Here is a 21,426-nt window from a genome sequence, read left to right on the forward strand (position 1 = left end):
AATTTAATTTGCTAGTATATTTTCGAACTAGAAATTCTGAAAATAGTAGTAATACTTTCTGTATATTGTTCTAAGATTCATTTCCATATTCTATTCTTTTTCTAAACATTTATATATTTCATCTAGATTATATCTCATGGCTTCAATATAATCCTTATCATCTTCTTTAGATTCTAATGTCAATATTGGTACTACTTCTGCTCCGACTTCCCTTGCTAAAGTTTCAGAAACCTTTGGACTTGCTAATTCTTCTGAAAAAACAGTTTTTATATTATTTTCTTTACAAAAATAAACTAAATCTTCTAATTGCTTTGGAGTCGGTTCCCCTTCAGCAAATAAATTTTCAACTGACTTTTGCGTTAAACCAAAATCTCTACATAAGTATCCAAAGGCAGCATGACCTGTTATAAAATTCTTCTTATTTAATGTATCAAATTTAGGCTTATATTCATTATATAAATCATCTAATTCCTTTTTAAAATTATCATAATTGGCTTCATAATAATCCTTATTCTTTTCATCTAGTTTTATCAAAGTATCTTTTATGTTTTTAGATTGTATTTCTGCATTTTTTAAGCTTAACCAGCTATGTGGATCAACTGCTCCTTCTTCTTCTCTAACTTGTACTCCCTCACTTGAGTTTACTATGATTATATCTTTTCCTTTAAGAGTATCGTTAACTTTATCTACCCAGCTCTCCATTCCTAACCCATTATAAATAAACGCCTTTCCTTTAGTTAGTTCCTCGAAATCTCTAGTTTTAGGCTCATAATCATGAGGTTCTACATTATCCGGTACTAAACAAGTTACTTCTGCTTTATCTCCTGCGATCTTTTCAGCAAATTCTTTTAGCGGATATATGGAAACCATGATTTTTAATTTGTCATCCTTTGTATTTTGTGATGTAGTTTTTGTATTAGTTCCACATCCAATTAGTGCCATACTAGTTACTATAGCTAGCACTCCTGAAATAATTTTCTTTTTCATATTTGCACCCCTTTTGCATATGATTTGCATTTGCATTTTCATTTAATAATATTACTATCCAATAATAAATATGTCAATACTTATAAAAAACTATATAAAATGGCACTATTGTAATTTTATACTTATAGGAATATAATCTATATAAAATGTAAATGCAAATCTATTGCATCTACAAATTCCTATAAAATATAAAAACATAATATATTCTTTACAAATTGAATAATTTAAATAATAAGTTTATTAAATAATATATAGTTGAGGTAAATTATGAAAATAAATATCGATATAGTATTAGGATTTATTGAAGCTGGAAAGACTAACTTTATAAATTCCATATTAAAAAGTGGTGAATTTCAAAATGAAACAATTATAATTCTTCAAGATGAATTTGGATTATCTGAAATAGATATATCCTCTCAAAACTCTCAAGATAATAATAAGATTATTGTAATTAACCCTAAAATAACAGAAGAAATTAATACATTTTTTATTAGTACAATAATAGATCAATATTCTCCAAATAGAATATTGATAGAAACAAATGGAATGAAGGATTCTTCTTCTATTATCAATATATTCAAGGATAAATTTCTTAAAAAAATATGTAGGGTTGATGATATAATAGCAATAATTGATGCAAAAAAATTTTTTATATATTTAAAAAATATGAAAAGTATAGTTACTCCTCATATTTTAAATAGTGAAACGATAATATTAAACAATCTAAATTATTTAAATAAAGAAGAATTTTCAAATATTCAAAATGAAATAAAAAAAATAAATGAAACTGCAAAGCTTATAGAACACGTCTCTACCTTAAACATTAAAGAAATTCATCAGGAAGAATATGTACAACTTAATAATAAGAATAATTTCCTTACTTTTAAATTTTTAATCTCTACAACTGTTTTTATATTTTTATTTACATTCTTCATGACATTAATGATGTCTGATTATAATATATATAATGATTATATAAGTAAATTCAAAAATTTTTATACAATATTTATAAGTATATTAATTCAAGGTCTTCCCTTCATTTTGGTTGGAAGTTTTATATCAGCAGTAATACAGATTTACATTTCTCCAGATACGTTTATTAAAATATTTCCTAAAAATATTTTTTTATCGTGTATAATTGCTGCTTTTTCAGGTATATTATTTCCAATTTGTGATTGTGGGACAATCCCAATCGTTAAAGGCCTTATAAAAAAGAAAGTGCCTATAGCCGCTGCTATTACTTTTATGCTTGCAGCTCCAATAGTAAATCCTATAGGAATTCTATCTACTATCTATGCTTTTCAAGGTATGAAATCCGTAGTAATTTGTAGAATATCCGCTGGAATAGTGATTTCAATTTTGGTAGGACTAATCATGCAGTTTAGTATGAAAAAAGAAGATGATATATTAATAATCAATGATGATGAAATAAATTGTAATTGTGGTTTTTGCAGCAGTGATTATGATTCTTCAAGTGATGCATTTAAAAGGCTTAAAGCAGTATTTATTCATACTGGAGATGAATTTTTTAATACCGGTATATTTATGATTATTGGTACATTTCTATCTAGTATCTTTCAAACTGCAATCTCTATGAATAATAATATGTATCTTCCGAACGATAACAGAAGTTCCCTTATAACTATGATATTATTATCTTTTTTACTTTCAGTTTGCTCAACTTCAGATGCATTTGTAGCAAAAGGATTTTTGAAACTATTTTCAATAAATTCTGTTATGGGATTTCTAGTAGTAGGTCCCATGCTTGATATAAAAAATACAATTATGCTCTTTGGCAACTTTAATAAGAAATTTGTTATAAAGTTAATATTTTTTATTCTTGTAATATCTTTTGGTGTTCTTGTTAACCTTAAACTATCCTAATAATAATGCGTCAAATATTGAAATATATTTTATCTTAGCTATATAAAATAATAAACCAAGACTGTTGCCTATAATTTTATATACTTAAGCTTTGGAGATGAGAAGTATGAAGAAATTAAATTTAGATATAATAATTAAAACATCTATATTATTATCCTTATCAATATTTTATCTTAGAATTATTTTAACCAATGAAATAGTTCTATATGTCCATCCAAGAATTATTCCTTTTGCAGTCTTCGGAATGATCTCAATGTTCATGATTGCATTGTTCTTACTTGGAGGCATTTTTAATACTAAGAAAAAAAAATTAAAATTCAAAAATTATATTGTTTTTATAATTCCATTAATTATGATATTTTTTATGCAGACTATCAATACAAATTCTTCTGCTAACGCTAGTGACATAAATTCAAATTCTAGCTTAAATAGTAGTGCAAATTCTACTCTTAATGCTAATAGCTCTAGTTCCTTTGACATCTATAGCGGAAAATCTGAAAGTGATGATCAAGGTAAAATTGATAAGAAAGAACTAGATATAAAGAATGGTATTATAGAAGTAACTTTAAATAATTTTGTATTTTCTCTTGATGAAATTCTTTCAAATCCAAACAAATATATGGGAAAGGAAATAGAAATATCTGGTTTTGTATATAGAGATAAAGCTTTAAATGAAAATGAGTTTATAATAGGAAGATTTATGATGGTATGCTGTGCAGCAGATATGCAGATTGCTGGAATTGTATGTGATAATAATAATCTACAAACTTACGATAACAATACTTGGATTAAAGTAAAAGGAAAAATCCAAAAAACTTCTATTGAAGGTGATGTAGAGCCAATTATAGTCCTCGAGCATATAGAAAAAGATTCTAATCCTGATACTTCATATGTATATCCATTTTAATATAAAAGTTCTTTTTGAACAAAATATGACAATTCTAATATATTATTTAGAATTGTCATATTTTCTTATAAAACAGCAATTTCTGAAACTAATTATTTTAATCTATTCAATATTAAGATTTGTATTATTACCCCTGCACCAATTTTTACAAAATCCTGCTTTTTTATTACACATAACTTTATCTGAACCACAGCTTGGGCAGACTGCTCTGTCTACATCATAATTTATTTCATAAATTGTTCCACATTCTGCACATTTAAATTTACAGTGAGTTGTAGTATAATGACCACCGCTTATTCTTATTGCCTTGCCTTCTGTCAAAGCTGTAGCTACTTTTTTTCTCGCGCTATCTATTATATTTTGAAAAGTCTGTCTTGATACCTGCATTTTTTCTGCACATTCTTCTTGGTTTAAGTCTTCTATATCTTTAAGTCTCATTGCTTCAAGCTCTTCTACTTTTAAAGTCATCTCCTCAAATTGACATTTTGGTTTTCCCCATGGTACAAAATAATCATCTTCCGGAAAAAACTCAACTCTCCTGAATTTTGTTGGTCTTGCCATCGTATATCCTCCCTGGATTACTATATATTCAAATTGATATAATACTAAATCTGTTTTAAATGTTTATATATTTAATTATACTCAATTTGATAAAAAGCTTCAAATCTATATAATAACAACACCTTATTTTTACGATAAAAGGTATTTTTTAACCTCATAATGTTTAATACTATATTATAAATCTATTTACCTGTTCTGACATTTCTTCAGTCATTTTACTTAGAACTTCTGAAGATGATGCTACCTCCTCAGAAGATGCATTTAACTCTTCAGAAGATGCTGATATCTCTTCGGAAGATGCTGAATTTTCTTCTGATATAGCAGAGATACACGTTAATTTATCTACAATATTATTTTTCGAAGAGTTCAAATCTATTGCCGTTGAATTTATGTATTCTATTTTAGGAATAATATTATTAATTGAGTCAATTATATTCTCAAATGATTCTGCCGAATAATTTATAATTTTAACTTGATCATCTAATTCATCAATCATGTTATTTGTATCATTAGAAATTAAAATAGCTTCTTTTTCAATCTCTTGGATAAGCTTATTTATGTTTTCCGATGAATTCTTACTCTCTTCTGCTAATTTTCTTATTTCATCAGCAACTACAGAAAATCCTCTTCCAGACTCACCAGCTCTTGCTGCTTCTATAGCTGCATTTAGTGCAAGAAGATTTGTTTGATCAGCAATACTATTAATTATATTAGTAATATCATTTATTTGTTTAATGCTTTGAGTTAATTGTAATATTTTTTCACTAAAGCTATTGAACGAGATATCTATATTTTTTATAGAGCTTTTCATATTTTCCATATTGTCGCTATTCTCTTTAGCCTTTAAGTTAATATCCTGAGAATTTCTATCTATTACATTTATCTCTCCAACCATATTAGTTAAACCTTCACTAAAGCTATCTAACAATTGAGTAGAACTTATTAATTCTTCTGCTTGAGAGCTATTACCTAAAGCTACATTATTTATCGCTAAAGCAATATTTTCAGAAGAAGATGACATTTCTTGTGATACTGAAGAAAGATTTTGTGCCTGATCATGGATTTTATCAGAACTTTCTCTTATGCTAAGTATCATTCCACTAAGAGATGTTTTCATTTCTATAATTGATTTAGCCATTTGTCCAATTTCATCTTTTGAATTAATATATTTAGAGCTTACTTCAAAACTTAAATCTCCTTTTGCTAATCTATCTAAGTGCTTTGAAGTACGTTTTATAGCATCTGCAATTTTATTAGAAATTAAGTAAATGAATATAATGCCAATAACTAAAAATATAAAAGAAGTTGCAGCTATTGACATTCGCATGGCTGTTAATTGGGATAAGATTTCATTTTCGTTTATAACAACTGCTATTGACCAATTCGTATTATTAACAGGAGCATATCCAACATACTTATTTACTCCATTATAGTAATAATATCCAGTTCCAGCGTTACCTTGTGTCATTGTAGTAATTACACCTGCTAAACCATTTAATTTACTATCCTTTTTTGCTTCTTCAATTGGGTTGTACATTTTTTTTACAAGATCCACATTAGTATGAGCCACAACAACTCCACTTTTATTTACCATAAAGGCATTCCCTGTTTCTCCAAACTTAACATTATTAGTGAACTTACTTAATGCATCACTGCTTACAGTAGAAACCAGAACTCCTACTATAGAATCATTAAATTTTACAGGTATAGCGTAAGCAATAACAACAGAACCATCAGTTTTACTTATTATTGGATCTGATATATTTTTTGAACCAGATTTTGCTTTTTGAAAATATTCCCTATCGTTAACATTACTAGTTTTCTCATCTGAATATAGCACATCTCCCTTAAGGTCAGCTATTCCCATTTTTATATAACCTAATCTTTTAGCTTCACTCTTAAGTATCTTAATCTTATTTTCGTATGGATTATTGGGATCGGCTATGTCCTCTCTAGATGCAAGTGATTCTAATGTCATTAAATCTCCCATAAATTTTTGCTCTACACTACTGGCTGTTTGAATAGCTATTTGAGGAAGAGTACTGTTAACATTAGATACAAGAGCTTTCTTTGATGTAATATATGAATCCAGACCAAAACCTATACACATTATCAATATTAGCATCCCTAAACTAATCATCATTTTCGTTTTTATACTTTTCATTATTATTCCCCCTAGATTATTTTCATTAAAATTCCCGATTCTCAAATTTCCGTCAATAGTTTTAATTATTGAACATTAAATATATAACTATTTTCTATTAAGTAATCCTCAAACAATGGCTTATTAGTAATAGTTGATTTTATCGTCTTGTCATATAAACCATCAAATCCTTGGTGAATTTTTCCCCATCGATTAATTTTAATTTCACACCTAGAAGATGAGAGGACAAATTTAATATAAAAACATTAACCTTTGATGACTCCAGCATATTCATACCAGTTTCCAAAAATATCTGGAAAGCTTCAAAAGGATCAATCTTGTTTTTGTAAACTCTATTTGTAGTCATTGCATCATATATATCTGCGATGGATATTATTTTTGCGTATTCTCCTATGTAGTCCCCTGTTACTCCATTAGGATAACCTGATCCATCTAATCTTTCATGGTGCATTAAAATGCTTTTTTTGATATCATAGTTAAGATTAATCTCATTTTTTAACATACTATAACCCAATGTTGTATGTCTTTTAATTATCTTAAATTCTTCAGCAGTTAACTTTCCTTTTTTATTTAATATGTGTCCAGGAATCCTTAATTTGCCTATATCATGCAAAAGTCCAGCTATTATTAAGTCTAATATTTCAGAACTATGCATACCTGACCATTTTCCAATAAACATCGCATAGAAACTTACATTTAGACTGTGATAAATCTCATAATATTCATATTTTCTTATCTCGCGGATATATTTAATTATGCAATCTATGTTGTTATTATTTTCATACACCAATTTTGCAACATGATTTAGTATACTGATTTTTAAAGTTTTTTCTTGAGCTAAATCTTGAAATATTTCTTTCAATGAAATTATGCATTCTTCATAGCAGACCTTTATTTTATTGTAATCGCCCTCTTCTACATAGCTTTGTTCAAACTCAGATACATCATATATCCAAATACTTTGTATATCCACTTTTATCAATTCATATTTTACGAAGTTATTAATAATAGTATCTTTCTCTGCTATTTTTAAACCTTTCCGACTTATTACGTCCCTAGATAATACATTCCCAAGCATACTATCTATTAAATTTATTTTTATTTCATCCACTCTCACACCTCAATACTGCTTTAAAATATTCTATTTAAATTAACCCAAGCTTATTTAGTGCTTGGTCCAATACCTTACTATTTATAGGTTTTTCGATATATACATCATAACCTTCAGTTAGTGATTCATTTACAAATTGTGTCTCAGCTAATGCCGTTATTACAATCACCTTTACATATTGATTTTTTTTCATTCTTTTTTTTCTTTCAAGCTCTCTAATAGATTTTAAGACCTTAACTCCATTCACCTTGGGAATCATTATATCCAGGCAAATTAAATCATAAGGCATACCTTCCTGCAAACCTATCAAATATGCATCCAAAGCCTCCATCCCATCTATTGTTATGTCGCATTCCCCGTATTGTGATAAACTTTTTTGTAGAAATAATCTACTCACTTCGTCATCTTCAACTATTAAAATCTTCATTATTTATATCTCCTGTACTTTTAATCATAAGTTTATAAAATCTATGATATTCATCATTTATTTTTGTTACTAATTTTCTAATCTTTTCCAATTCATACTTTCTTGCTGCAAGTTCTATTTTAAAAGCTATAATTTTTAATGATTCTGCTCCAACCTTGTTTGATAGAATTTTGATTTCATGAGCTTCCTTCTCAATTAAATGCAGATCACCTATATTCAATAAATTGTTTATTGTACTTATAGAAAGGTTCAATTTCTCCATACTACGCAAGTCTTCGTCTTTTGCCTCAATATTTAAAAGCGGCGCCACTATAAAATCCCCATTATGACTCACTGTAAAATTTTTATACGGAATTGCCTCAATATGATCTTCACAAGTAATTTTATCAATAACATTAAATAACTCCTCCATTTGAAAAGGCTTCGAAATATATTCATCCATTCCCATTGAAATGAATCTATCTCTATCACCTTGAAGTGCATAAGCAGTCATAGCAATTATTAAGGTACGTTCACCTATTAAACTCTCCCTTTTTCGTATTTCCTTAGTTACGGACATTCCATCCATTTCTGACATCTGGATATCCATAAAAATGATGTCATATTTATTAGATTCTAAAAGTTTTAAAGCAGACTCTCCATTATCTGTGCTGTCCACTAAATATCCCCTTTTTTTAAGCATTAATGACGTTACTTCTCTATTGACTTCATCATCTTCAACTATCAAAATATGTAATGGAATTGGTGGTTTCTCCACGTTAATCTTTGCTACTGAAATTTCTTCCTGTTGTTTTGAAATTTTAAACTTAATTACAAAATAAAATGTACATCCTTTTCCTTCTTGACTTTCAAACCATATGCGCCCATCCATCATCTCAACCAACTGTTTAGAGATAGCAAGACCTAAGCCAGTACCTCCATATTTTCTCGAAAACGACCCATCTACCTGAGTAAAGCTCTTAAATAATTTCTCATTCCCATCTTCAGAAATACCAATACCTGTATCTATAACAGCAAATTGCACTTCTATATTATCTTTATCACTTGAGAGTTTTGTGAGCTGCAAACATACTTCTCCATTTTCAGTAAACTTAATAGCATTATGAATCAAATTATTCAAAACTTGCTGAAGTCTATTAGGATCACCCATTACGTATTTCTCTATTGTACAAGAATGTTTCACATTTAATTCCAGACCCTTTTGAGCCGCGAAAGGTGAATGAAGTTTGATTATTTCTCCTACAAGCTCTATGATATTAAAATGAATGTTCTCTATTATCAATTTACCCACTTCTATTTTTGAGAAATCTAGTACATCATTAATGGTTTTAATAAGATTTTTAGTACATTTCTGTGCTGTATTAAGATATCCTCTTTGTTCATCATCAATATTAGTAGAAAGTGTCAAATCTATCATTCCTGTAATTCCATTAAGCGGAGTTCGAATCTCATGACTCATATTCGCTAAAAATTCACTTTTTGCTTTATTAGCCAATTCTGCATCTTCTTTAGCTTTTTGCAATTCATATTCTGCCTTTTTTCTTTCAGTTAAGTCAGTTAATATAATAATAAAATAATATTTTTCTGGACTGTATATCAACCTAGAATACCATTTACTGTCATCATGTGAGTAGTAATCACCCTCTGGTATATATACTCCTTCTAAGGCCACCTTCGCCACAGTATTAAGTATCAATTGAGCCGTATCTGCAGATCCATTGAAAACTTCCGAAAATCTTTTTCCAATAATCTTTTTTCTTTCGTAACCACCCATTTCCGCGAAAGCTTCATTTACCTCAATATATTCAAAATCAACAGGAACTCCATTTTCATCTAATAAGATTTTGCCGTAACCTAATCCGCTTTTAAAATTCATAAAAAGTTTCTTAAACTTCACTTCACTCTTATATAATGACTCAATTACTTGTTTCCTTTCAGAAACATCTCTTATAATACTTATCAAAACACATTTATTTCCCGTTTTTATTATTTGACAATTTACTTCTACTGGAAAGAAAGTTTTATCTTTTCTATAATGCACTGCTTCAAAGGATAGATTATTTTGAATTCCCTGCATTGGTTCGTTGGTTCTATCAGCATATTTACGTATATCATATATGCTTAATGATAAAAGTTCTTCCCTAGTATAACCGTATACTTTTATTGCTGCCTGATTTGCATCGATAATTCTTCTACTACTAAGATCTATAAATAAAATAATATCTAGTGTAAATTTAGAAAGCAGTTGATACTTTTCTAAGTCTTCTTGTTTTTTTCTTAAATTATCTCTCTCGTTTCTTAATTCTTCTTCCATTTTGATGATTTTAGTAATGTCACGAAACACCATTACAACGCCTGAAATAATACCATTCCCATCCTTTATTGGAGAACAGCTAGCGGATAAGTATATTTTTTTTCCGTCCTTAGACATAATAACTGAACGTTTTTTTAGACCTACTGCATCACCAGACCGTAATGTTAATTCTCTAACACTTTCCATTGGTTCATTAGTCGCGATATCAATTAAATTGATGATTTCATCAAAATGTTTACCTATTGCTTCCTCTGATTTCCATCCTGTAATAAGTTCACCAGCATTATTTATAAATTCAATAACTCCATTAACATCAGTAGAAACTACCCCGTCACCTACACACTCTAAAATCGTAGCCATACGTTCTTTTTTTAAACAATCTTCATGTTCACGTTTTATCTTCATTACTATATCTATCCTCCTTTCCTGTAAATTTATCACGTAAAATAGTCATAAACTGCGTTTATTATCAACACCCTTTAAATGAATCCAAAAAAACTTTGAGAGTTATAATTATCTGTTGTTTAAATTTAAAGGTATATTTACTTTTTCTCCATCTATGTACAATCATTAAGAATGAGCCAACCACTATATCTATTAAAATTTGACTATCTATCAAAGAATTTATCTCCCCACACTTTTGGGCCTTTTCAATAAGTGATTTAAAATACGCTATTCTATTATTTATAGTTTCCTCTGCCTGTTTAGTTAATTCTTCATACTGTAATAACATTCCTGAAATATCTATAAGGCAGCTACTTTCTGGATAGTTTTCATAGTTTTCAGCATAAATAGATGCAAATAGTGTTATAGCTTCTGTTGGAGATAAATTTTTAGCTTCCACAGTTTCAACAATACTTGCATCAAGTTCTGAATGATATTTTAAAACATCCGAAATAATTTCGTTCATATTTTTAAAATGGCTGAACAAGGTTCCTTCTGATATTTTTTCGCGCTTAGCAATTTCTTTACTTGTTAATCCTTGTACACCAAGTTCACTGATAATTTCTATACTTGTTATAACTATACTATCTTTTCGATGTAACAGTGTTTTTCCCATAAATCACCTTCAACAAATCTCATTAAAGCATTATATATGTTGTAATAATAAATAACATTTAGGAAGTTTATAAACTAGGTAAATGTTTAGAAATAGAATGTCGAAACTAATTACAACATATATACAAATAAAATGCTTTAATTTTTCAATATTCCGAGTAAATACTCGTCGTATTTATTATATTATCTTGTCAGTATTTGTCAAGTATTTTTGCATTAATTGTCAACTTTTGTTTTATTTAAGCTTATATTTATTTATTTATTTATTTATTTATTTATTTATTTATTTATTTATTTGTAATCTTTTTAATTGTATCTTGATGATACTTTGACTAACTTTTATCTTATTAACAATACATTTTTATAATAAAATACGATCAGTACCATTATTCAGCAGACTCAACGCCCATGCTAGGCGCACAAAAATAAAGAGTAGTGGTTAATTCCACTACTCTCTTTAGAAATAAAAAAATGGCATGCGAATATATTTTGTTGCTTTTTGTTGCTTTTAGTATAGCTTTAACATTATATAATATTATTATCATATAGAAATTTACTATCGTTCATTATCTCATCATAAACACCATCTCTTACAATCGTATGATTGCTTGAAAAAACAACAGCTCTTTTAAATACTCCTTTTACATATTCAAAGTCATGGGTAGAGCATAGAATAGTTTTTCCTGCATTATTTATTGCTATCATAAATTCCCTTAGGAATCTCTTAGTTTTAGGATCAAGTCCATTCATTGGTTCATCAAATATATAAACATCTGGATTTAAAACCACTACAGAAGCTATAGATACCTTTTTCTTTTCTCCACCACTTAAATGATATGGCTGTCTATTTCTTAATTCTTCAATTTTTAATAATTTTAAAGTATCTTCTACTCTTTTTTTAACTTCTTCTTCATCCATTCCCATCTGCCTTGGTCCAAATGCAATTTCATCATATACATTTGAACAAAATAGCTGTACATCTGAATTTTGAAAAACAAAACCTATTTTTTTATGAAAAGCCTTCGAGAACTCCTCATTTTGCATTTTTTTATTATTAATTTCTTCACCTTCAAAGAAATAACTTCCACTATCAGCTACTATTAATCCATTAATCAATTTCATTAATGTAGACTTTCCACTTCCATTTACGCCTATTAAAGCGATAGCTTCTCCTTCATCAATATGTAAATCTATATTTCTTAGTGCAGTAACTTCAGCATCATATGAATAAGAAGCATTCTCTATATCAATCATTTAATCACAACCTATCAAAATAAAAATATGCACATATAAAATTTAAGTTAAGTATAATGCAAATATAATCAACTAACTTAAAATTAAATTTCATATATACTTTATATGTTCCTGTAAATCCTCTGGATTCCATTGCTCCATACATCTCTTCTGCCATTTCTTTAGACTTTATAAACATAGTTCCTACAACACCAGAAAGTGCAGTGCTTTTATTATTGTTTCTACCTACGGACCTTAATTTAAGCGCATAAACCATATTCAAAGAAAACTCGCCTAAAATCACTATATATTTCATGGTAATATCGAGTACCAAAATGAATATATCTGGTATTTTAAATATTTTTAAAGCAATTATTAATTCATTCCATTGAGTAGTACAGGTTAATATACTAACAGAAGCAACTGAAACCAGTACTTTTAATGTAATCATTAACGAATTATTACCATATCCTAAGAAAATAGATGGTAATAAAATAATAAATGTAAAAATTGTTGCAGCCAGACTTGCTTTGACAACATATTTTATTTCTTTTGTACTTAAAAGATTCATTAGCACAAGTATAAGTACATTTGTAATTAAAATAAAGTAAAAATTTCTGCTTAAAGAAACAAAAATAATTAGTATAAGTGTTGATATTAATTTAGTTAAGGGGTTAATTCCAAATTTAGATGTCCTTAGTTTTGTTTGCATCCTAAACCTAGCAAGTACATTAAATATAGACAGAATGCTCTTATCTATAAAAGCATTCTTGTCTTTTAGTGGTGTATAATTATCTTTTTTCAAAAGCCATTCTGGCATTAATAACTTCCTCTCTTATAACGTATATTAGGCACATTCAAAAAAATAACAAGTCTATTTGCCTTCCTATTTTCATGTGCCTTAACCATTTATGCTTTTGTTGCCTTTTTCATACTTGCAATTATTCTAAATACTAATAACAATATTGCAACTCCTGCAACTGCCGATAAAATATATCCAAAGCTTTCTGGAAGGCCTGAAACAGAATAGTCCGGCATTAATGCACTAAAATTAAATCCACTTTCCATACCTTTAGGTATAAATCCTAACGCATTACCGCCTGTTACTACAGAACCTATTTCATCAGTTCCCCATTCTCCCCAAGCTGTTCCTTCAGCCAATAGCCCTATAGGGGATAAACATATTAAACCTATTATTAGAGCATATATAGGTTTTACCTTTGACACAGATCCTTCATAAATAACTCCAGGGGAAACCTTTTTTATAAAACTTACTACTCCAACAGTTATAATTCCCTCTATCACTCCTGCAACTGCAAGATGTGGAATAAGCATTGCAGGTACAGAAATTGACAAAGGATACGGACAGTATAATGGCATACCTGCTGAATCTACAAAAAGCAATGGTTGTATACCAAATTCTATCGCTGCACATAAAGCTCCAATATTTAATCCAATATATGAAGCAATAAAAATTGAAATATATTCTCCTTTATCACTTTTTAATATCTCTCTTAAAAATTTGTAAATATAATATCCTGCAAATGGAATAACAAATGCCATATTGAAACAATTGGCTCCAAATGCTAAAATACCGCCATCTCCAAATAATAATGCTTGGAGTAAAAGTGCTATGGTTACAGAAATACATGCTGCTTCAGGTCCTAAAAGAATAGCCAGTAACGTTCCTCCTACGGCATGTCCAGTTGTTCCTCCTGGTAATGGAACATTGAACATCATTGTTAGAAATGATAGTGATGCACCTATCCCCATAAGTGGCATTTTCTTTTTAGTCACCTCTTTTTTAACTTTTTTTACAGCTCTCGTCCAAACTGGAACCATCACCGCACCCATAGCTGCACAGGTAGCTGGACTTAGATAGTTATCTGGAATATGCATTTTAATTCCTCCTTCAAATATTAATAAAAAATAAAACCACAAAAACTGATTACAAATTAAGCAATCAACCTTCGTGGTTATTAATAATCAAAATTAATATATTTATTTATATATTATAAAAATCGCATGCCCTCGTAGCATACAAACTTATAATACTATGAAATTCCAAAGTTGTAAATATTAAATTATTTTTCAATTCTTGTTTTTGCTTTTATATCATTCAACTACATTTTTCACCAAATAAATGGAATAATCCTTTTAGTATTCTTCTTATACTCTTGATAATCTGTCTTGAAGTTACTTATTAAGCACTACCAGCAATAACTTTATATGATAATAATTCTAACGGATTAACAAAAAGATTTAGACAGTATATTGACTATATTGGAATAATATGCTATCGTAATTTTAGACAGTATATTGTCTAACCGAGGAGGAGATATTTTATGGATAATCACAAAGCGCTTTTTTTAATACAGCAAATATATGCAACTCTATTCTCTCTTACTAACAAAATTCAAATTAAAGGTGATGAATATTGTGACCCTTTAACCAGCAGACAGCTTATGGCAATGGTAGCTATTATTCATTTACCGGAAAATGAAACAACTATAAACAATATTGCTAAAAAGCTAGGTACAACAAAACAGAGTGTAAAGCAATTGATCACTATTCTGCAAAACAAAGGATATGTCATTACTATACCAAGCCAATATGATAAACGTGCAGTTAATGTACAGATTACTAAAGCTGGAACAGATGCCATGATGATAGGTGCCGAAAAATCAATGGAGTTCTTTGGGATGCTTTCTAAAGGCTTTTCTATTGAAGAAATGGAAATCTTATGGACGTTATTAAAGAAATTATATAAATTTGATGGCGAAGAGCAGGATGGGTTTGAAGAAGAAGCTGATTTTGATATGGGTGAAGATACTCAGGAAATACAAGAGAGAGCATTAAAGAAATTTGAACGAATAAGAAATGAAGAAAAATAAAAAAATTATTTTAGTAAATAAAGGTGGTGCAATATTATGAATAATACTATATCTAATAACCTTGAAGGTCTTAATGACCTTTTATATGAACAGATGAAGGAATGGAAAATTCCTGGAATGGCCGTAGGTATTATTAAAAATGGTGAAATAATATACTCTGGTGAATTAGGTGTGCGTGATGTTAATCAAAATTTAAAGGTAACAAAAGACAGTTTATTTGCTATAGGCTCTTCCAGTAAAGCTTTCACTTCCCTATCAATAGGTATATTGGTGGATGAAGGCAAGCTGGATTTGGATACTCCAATAAAAAAATACATGCCTAATTTTAAAATGCATAATAAATATGCTGAAGAACATCTTACATTAAGGGACATGCTTTGTCATCGTTCTGGATTACCTAGACATGATTTATTATGGTATAACAACTTTTCTTTAAGCAGAAAAGAACTGGTAGATAGAATTAAATACTTGGAATTTAGTAAAGATTTCAGAGAAACATGGCAATATAATAATTTAATGTATGCCACAGCAGGCTACAGTATTGAACTAGTTACAGGAATGACCTGGGAAGAATTTGTGAAAGCAAAAATTCTTGAACCTCTTGGTATGAGCAGCACAAATTTCTCAGTAGATGTTTCAAAAAAATCTGCCGATTACAGTGAGCCATATGCAGAAAAAGGAGAAGAAATTCAGCAAATAAACTTTAGAAAAATGGATTCTATTGGTCCTGCTGGATCAATAAATTCAAATTTGTCTGATATGCTAAAATGGCTTAGCCTTCATTTAAATAAAGGTAATGTAAATGGAAAACAGATTATATCAGAAAAAACTATAAGTGAGTTACATTCACCTCAAATCCCTTGTGAGCTATTCCCTTTGAAGCTTGATGAATTACAATTTTCATCTTATGGTTTAGGCTGGTTTATTGAATCCTATAGAGGACGAAAACATGTTAATCATGGTGGAAATATAGATGGATTTTGTTCCTATACAAGCTTTCTTCCAGATGAGAATATAGGTATAGTTATTCTTACTAATTTAAATAATCCTGCCTGTGCAATGCCTATAGCTTACTATATATACGACAAGCTTTTAGGCTATGACTATACTGCTTTTAACAAAAAACTTAAAAATGAAGCAGAAAAAATATTTAAAGCAATGGAAGCTGATAATAAATCTACAAGAAACTCTAAAGAAGAAAACCTTACTCCTTCCCATTCCCTTGAAGAATATACAGGTATATATGAAAATCCAGGGTACGGATCTGTAAAAATCGAAATAAAAGATAATAGCTTGAAATTAACTCATAGTAATATAGAATATACACTTACTCATAAATGCTATGACGTTTTTACCATGACAATGATGAAATATTACTTGATTACTCTCACATTTAATTATGATAGTAATGGAAATATTAAAAGTGTTTCAATACCTTTTGAACAAACTGTAAAAGACATTTTGTTTATAAAACAGTAACATTTAAATTCAATTGATAAAAATCACTATGAACAGTATAATCTTTTTATGTTAAATACTTTAACTATACTCTGTATTTAAATAACAAGGGAATGGATTAACTATTATCACTTCCTCTCTTTTTATGATTTGAAAAAAGAGCTGACTAATTATATTGGTCAGCTCCCCTCATCATCCTTTTGTTCCTACTTCTCTTCAATCCCAAAGATTTAGTTTTAAAATTTTATTTCCAGATTTCATCTGCAATTTCTTTAATGAAAATAATTTTATTCCACTGTTCATCCTCTGTAATAATATTTCCTTCTTCGGTAGAAGCAAATCCACATTGTGGACTAATGCATATATTATTAATATCAACATATTGAGTAGCTTCTTTAATTCTACTAATTATAGTAGCCTTATCTTCTAATTCTCCGATTTTTGAAGAGACAAGCCCTAAGACAACCTGTTTTCCATCCCCTAAGAAACGAAGTGGTGAAAAATCACCTGCCCTATCTGTATCAAATTCAAGATAAAATCCCTCCACATTTTCTCTTCCAAATAGAATTTCTGCAATTGGCTCATATCCACCAGAAGCTGCAAAGGTTGAATGATAATTTCCTCTGCAGACATGAGTTGTAACAATCATATCATCTGGGTGATTTAAAATTGAAAGATTATTAACTTTCACATAAAGTTCAGCAATTTCTTTTAAATTAACCCCAGCATCTTGCCTAGCTTCCCAGTATTTTTTATCACAGAACATTCCCCATGTACAATCATCAAGTTGTAAGCTTCTGCAGCCAGCATCATATAACTCTTTTATTACTGTTTGGTAAGCTTTTGCAATGTCATTTATTAAATCATCAATGTTATTATAAAATTTATTAGTATCTTCTTTATTTTCTGCACGTTGTAATTCTGCTAAAAATTGAGCTGGCGCAGGAATTGTTTGTCTTGCTACAATTCCCTCCTGTGCAAATTGGTTAATAAATTTGAAATGTTCAACAAAAGGGTGATTTTCACCAGTGATTTTACCTGACAGTCTTGCAGTTTCTGGTCTTGTTTCTAAGCCATTAAATTTATATCCATTATCTATTTCCACTTTTTCAACACCAGTTAATCCCCACATAAAATCAAGATGCCACCAAGAACGACGGAATTCTCCATCTGTTATTACTTTTAATCCAACTGTTTTTTGCTTTTCAATTAGTTTTGTAATTTCAATATCTTCAATGTTTTTTAATTCCTCTCTAGAAATTATTCCTTTTGCAAATTTTGCTCTTTCTTCTTTTAGAACTTTTGGTCTTAAAAAACTTCCAACAATATCATACCTAAATGGTGTTACTTCTCTTTTCTTTGCATTTTCAAATTGCATCATGCTTATCTCTCCTTTTATTTTCAATTTATCCAAAAATAACAAGTACCAATTTACCAATATAAGTTTCGAGATGCAGAAAAGTTCCGCATTGTAGCATAGCTACTCCTTTTTATAAGTGCATAGCTGCTCTTTTCTAAGGTGAAATGTTCCTTATTGTGCTTCGCACTTTTTTCTAATGTGTGGATGTTCTTTATTGTGCTTCGCACTTTTTTCTAATGTGTGGATGTTCTTTATTGTGCTTCGCACTTTTTTCTAATGTGTGGATATTTTTCACCAGGCAAGAAGACTTGTATTTTTTTGAATGCGTCTTAGTAATACAAGTATAATACATTTCTTTATGTATAAAATAATTCCTAAATTATATGGCTAAACATAGTTTTAAGCTATACCTGATTGAATTCTTCTATTAACATTTCTTTTAATAATTCAACATAATCTATAGCTATTTTACTTAAAGATATATTTTCATGAATAATGTATCCAATAGTAATTTCCTCTTCCAGTTGCAACGGAACAGAAATTATATTATTTCCATTTAAATCATTACTGATAACTCCAGTTGAAATAGTATAGCCATTTAATCCTATAAGCAAATTAAATAATGTTGCTCTATCGCTTACTATGATGCTTTTTTTATGAGTAAGAGTACTTTGAATTTCTTCTGAAAAATAAAAAGAATTAAATTCACCTTGTTCAAAAGAAAGATATGGGTATGGCTCTAAATCTCTTAATGTAACGTATTTTTTATTTGCAAGCGGATTTTCAGAACTAATGAAAATATGAGGATTTGCCTTAAATAACTCATTAAAAATCAAATTATTCTCTCTTAAAAACTTATTAAGAACTTTAAAATTAAATTCATTTAAATAAAGAATCCCTATTTCACTTCGAAGATTTTTCACATCTTCTATAATTTCATAAGTCTTAGTTTCACGTAAAGAAAATTCATATTCATCCAAATTATATTCTTTTATAAGATTTACAAAAGCACTAACTGCAAAAGCATAATGCTGCGTAGAAACAGAAAAGCTTTGTTTTAACTGTTTTTTATTAGAATAGCGACTTTCAAGTAATTCAGCTTGTTCGATTACTTGCTTTGCATAACCTAAAAATTCAGCACCATGAGTAGAAACTTTGATGCCTCTATTGGTTCTATTAAAAATAGTAATTCCAATTTCATTTTCCAGTTCCATAATTGCATTAGAAAGACTTGGCTGACTAATAAATAGCTGTCCTGCTGCTTTTGTAATAGATCCACATCTAGATATTTCAACTGCATATTTTAATTGCTGTAATGTCATAAATTTTCACCTTCAATCTAAATTAATGTTAAACATCCTCTGCCATACTTGTATATAATAATAGCCTTTTCCAAACTGGAAGCATTGCCGCACAGGAAGCTGGACTTAAATAGTTATCTGCAATGTGCATTTTAATTCCCCTTCAAATTTTAATAAAAAATAAAACCACAAAATTACTGCTGCAATTTTTATTTAATTTTAGCATTAGTTTTACAATTTTTATTTTCGCATCTATAAAAAACACTTGACTTTGAGTTAGCCTAAGGGTATAGAATAATATCATGCACAAGAAGACAAAAAATATTGTTTATAGTTTAGCAACACTTTATCTATAGATTGATTACTTTCATTAAATTCTGTGCCTTAATCATAGCGAAAGGAATGATCATTAATATGAAAATTGCTGTAATAGACGCACAGGGTGCAGGTCTTGGTCAAAACATCATAAAAAGGATTCGTAGAGAAATAGACAATCATGTTTATATTGTTGCACTTGGTACAAACTCCTTTGCTACCTCAAAAATGGTACAGGCAGGTGCAGATGTTGGTATAAGTGGAGAAAGAGCAATTAGTTCATTTTGCAAATCAACAAAAATAGATAGCATAATAGGACCAATCGGAATAATTTGCAGTGGAGGTATAAATGGGGAGATTACTCCTATGATTTCTAATGTAATATTTAATATGAACTGTACTAAATATATACTTCCATTACAAAAACATGGTATCTATATTCCTGGAACAAGAAATCTTCAAATTAAAGATATAATCGAAGAGATTATATTTGATATAAAGCAAAATATATTGTGATTTCATTATGAATATATAGGGTTGTGCAATGATAATCGAACTTATGTGTATACTCACTGAAATTGAATACATGTTTATTCCATAGGACTATGAAAATAAGCTGAAAGAGAAGGTACTCTTTTTTGTAGTGTTGCATTGAGAAACAGAGTACCTTCTCTTTCGGTTGGTTATATGCATAAGTCTAAGCTATAGTATGTTTATTTATAGGTAACTATTAAGATCTATTTGTTCTTTGAACTCATCTAATCCTACTCTATCTATATAATCCCCTAATCTTTCTTTGCTAGAAGCATTTTCTCTATATATTTCAATAACTTTTTCTATTAAATCATATACCTTTTCTTCTGATATACTAAGTGCTATTCTATCAGCTATTCTTGGTCTAGCTCCACCTTTTCCGCCAACATAGAACATCCATCCTTTTCCACTTCCTATTAATCCTATATCCTTAAATGCACTATCTGCACAACTATGAGGGCACCCACTCACACCCATTTTTAATTTATTAGGTAATTCCATTCCATGATATATGCTATCTAATTTTGATCCAACCGCTACTGAATCTTGAAGGCCTCTTTTACAAAAAGTGGTTCCTGGACACACTTTTATGCTTCTTACACATAAACCTACTGCGGCACCTGGATCCATACCTAGATCCTGCCAAGCATCATCTAAATCTTCTTCTTTTAATCCAACTAATGCAATTCTTTGAGCTCCTGTAACTTTAATAGCAGCTGCATTATATTTTTCAGCTACATCTGCAAGATTTCTTAAAATATCTGGAGTTACAATTCCAGCAGTTAAATGTGGTGCAATTGCATATGTTTCTTTATCCCTTTGTAATATTGCACCTTTTTCTAGTAAATCAGTTTTCATCGCGTATCTCTCCTAATTATAATATTTAATATAGATTATTTATGTTATTTAATAATATC

At 29.2% G+C, this 21,426-nt stretch carries 18 protein-coding genes; 5 read left to right on the forward strand and 13 right to left on the reverse strand.

The window, feature by feature from the left end:
• Nucleotides 1-90: 90 nt before the first annotated feature.
• Nucleotides 91-987, reverse strand: coding sequence for a metal ABC transporter solute-binding protein, Zn/Mn family (locus CLCHR_RS09930; RefSeq protein ID WP_079439556.1), 897 nt, complete (start codon nt 985-987; stop codon nt 91-93).
• 267 nt (nt 988-1,254) lie between these two features.
• On the opposite strand from CLCHR_RS09930, the gene CLCHR_RS09935 reads away from it, so the two are divergent.
• A complete protein-coding gene (locus CLCHR_RS09935) occupies nt 1,255-2,871 on the forward strand; it encodes a permease (protein WP_079439557.1) in 1,617 nt (538 codons plus the stop codon).
• Between the two features lie 106 nt (nt 2,872-2,977).
• Nucleotides 2,978-3,778: a TIGR03943 family putative permease subunit gene (locus tag CLCHR_RS09940; RefSeq protein WP_079439558.1), complete on the forward strand. Its 801-nt coding sequence runs from the start codon at nt 2,978-2,980 to the stop codon at nt 3,776-3,778.
• 102 nt (nt 3,779-3,880) lie between these two features.
• Here CLCHR_RS09940 and CLCHR_RS09945 read toward each other — a convergent pair whose 3' ends face one another.
• From CLCHR_RS09945 to cbiM, 9 genes are all read right to left on the reverse strand, one after another.
• A complete protein-coding gene (locus tag CLCHR_RS09945; RefSeq protein ID WP_079439559.1) occupies nt 3,881-4,339 on the reverse strand; it encodes a DUF134 domain-containing protein in 459 nt (152 codons plus the stop codon).
• A 169-nt stretch (nt 4,340-4,508) separates the two neighbouring features.
• Complete coding sequence (locus CLCHR_RS09950) at nt 4,509-6,503, reverse strand: methyl-accepting chemotaxis protein (protein WP_079439560.1); 1,995 nt, start codon at nt 6,501-6,503, stop codon at nt 4,509-4,511.
• 139 nt (nt 6,504-6,642) lie between these two features.
• Nucleotides 6,643-7,614: an HD-GYP domain-containing protein gene (locus CLCHR_RS09955; protein ID WP_079439561.1), complete on the reverse strand. Its 972-nt coding sequence runs from the start codon at nt 7,612-7,614 to the stop codon at nt 6,643-6,645.
• A 34-nt stretch (nt 7,615-7,648) separates the two neighbouring features.
• A complete protein-coding gene (locus CLCHR_RS09960) occupies nt 7,649-8,041 on the reverse strand; it encodes a response regulator (protein ID WP_079439562.1) in 393 nt (130 codons plus the stop codon).
• Complete coding sequence (locus CLCHR_RS09965; protein ID WP_079439563.1) at nt 8,022-10,760, reverse strand: PAS domain-containing hybrid sensor histidine kinase/response regulator; 2,739 nt, start codon at nt 10,758-10,760, stop codon at nt 8,022-8,024. Before CLCHR_RS09965 ends, CLCHR_RS09960 begins: the two co-directional genes overlap by 20 nt.
• Before the next feature lie 64 nt (nt 10,761-10,824).
• Nucleotides 10,825-11,415 carry a TetR/AcrR family transcriptional regulator gene (locus tag CLCHR_RS09970; protein ID WP_079439564.1) on the reverse strand — a complete coding sequence of 197 codons (591 nt, stop codon included), beginning with the start codon at nt 11,413-11,415 and terminating at the stop codon, nt 10,825-10,827.
• A gap of 524 nt (nt 11,416-11,939) precedes the next feature.
• Nucleotides 11,940-12,668 carry an energy-coupling factor ABC transporter ATP-binding protein gene (locus tag CLCHR_RS09975; RefSeq protein WP_079439565.1) on the reverse strand — a complete coding sequence of 243 codons (729 nt, stop codon included), beginning with the start codon at nt 12,666-12,668 and terminating at the stop codon, nt 11,940-11,942.
• A 4-nt stretch (nt 12,669-12,672) separates the two neighbouring features.
• Nucleotides 12,673-13,467: an energy-coupling factor transporter transmembrane component T family protein gene (locus CLCHR_RS09980; protein WP_079439566.1), complete on the reverse strand. Its 795-nt coding sequence runs from the start codon at nt 13,465-13,467 to the stop codon at nt 12,673-12,675.
• 89 nt (nt 13,468-13,556) lie between these two features.
• Nucleotides 13,557-14,546: a cobalt transporter CbiM gene (gene cbiM / locus CLCHR_RS09985; protein ID WP_079439567.1), complete on the reverse strand. Its 990-nt coding sequence runs from the start codon at nt 14,544-14,546 to the stop codon at nt 13,557-13,559.
• 446 nt (nt 14,547-14,992) lie between these two features.
• On the opposite strand from cbiM, the gene CLCHR_RS09990 reads away from it, so the two are divergent.
• Complete coding sequence (locus CLCHR_RS09990; RefSeq protein WP_079439568.1) at nt 14,993-15,541, forward strand: MarR family winged helix-turn-helix transcriptional regulator; 549 nt, start codon at nt 14,993-14,995, stop codon at nt 15,539-15,541.
• Nucleotides 15,542-15,577: 36 nt separating this feature from the next.
• Nucleotides 15,578-17,020, forward strand: a complete 1,443-nt coding sequence (locus tag CLCHR_RS09995; RefSeq protein ID WP_079439569.1) for a serine hydrolase — start codon at nt 15,578-15,580, stop codon at nt 17,018-17,020.
• Nucleotides 17,021-17,243: 223 nt separating this feature from the next.
• On the opposite strand, the gene CLCHR_RS10000 is transcribed toward CLCHR_RS09995, so the two are convergent.
• Nucleotides 17,244-18,380 carry a 5-methyltetrahydropteroyltriglutamate--homocysteine S-methyltransferase gene (locus CLCHR_RS10000; RefSeq protein WP_079439570.1) on the reverse strand — a complete coding sequence of 379 codons (1,137 nt, stop codon included), beginning with the start codon at nt 18,378-18,380 and terminating at the stop codon, nt 17,244-17,246.
• 383 nt (nt 18,381-18,763) lie between these two features.
• Nucleotides 18,764-19,681, reverse strand: coding sequence for a LysR family transcriptional regulator (locus CLCHR_RS10005; RefSeq protein ID WP_079439571.1), 918 nt, complete (start codon nt 19,679-19,681; stop codon nt 18,764-18,766).
• 393 nt (nt 19,682-20,074) lie between these two features.
• Between CLCHR_RS10005 and CLCHR_RS10010 the strand changes: the two genes are divergently transcribed.
• Nucleotides 20,075-20,491, forward strand: coding sequence for a DUF3842 family protein (locus CLCHR_RS10010; RefSeq protein WP_079439572.1), 417 nt, complete (start codon nt 20,075-20,077; stop codon nt 20,489-20,491).
• Nucleotides 20,492-20,692: 201 nt separating this feature from the next.
• On the opposite strand, the gene CLCHR_RS10015 is transcribed toward CLCHR_RS10010, so the two are convergent.
• Nucleotides 20,693-21,367: a nitrite/sulfite reductase domain-containing protein gene (locus tag CLCHR_RS10015; RefSeq protein WP_079439573.1), complete on the reverse strand. Its 675-nt coding sequence runs from the start codon at nt 21,365-21,367 to the stop codon at nt 20,693-20,695.
• Nucleotides 21,368-21,426 lie beyond the last annotated feature (59 nt).

It is taken from the genome of Clostridium chromiireducens (assembly GCF_002029255.1).
Classification (GTDB): domain Bacteria; phylum Bacillota; class Clostridia; order Clostridiales; family Clostridiaceae; genus Clostridium; species Clostridium chromiireducens.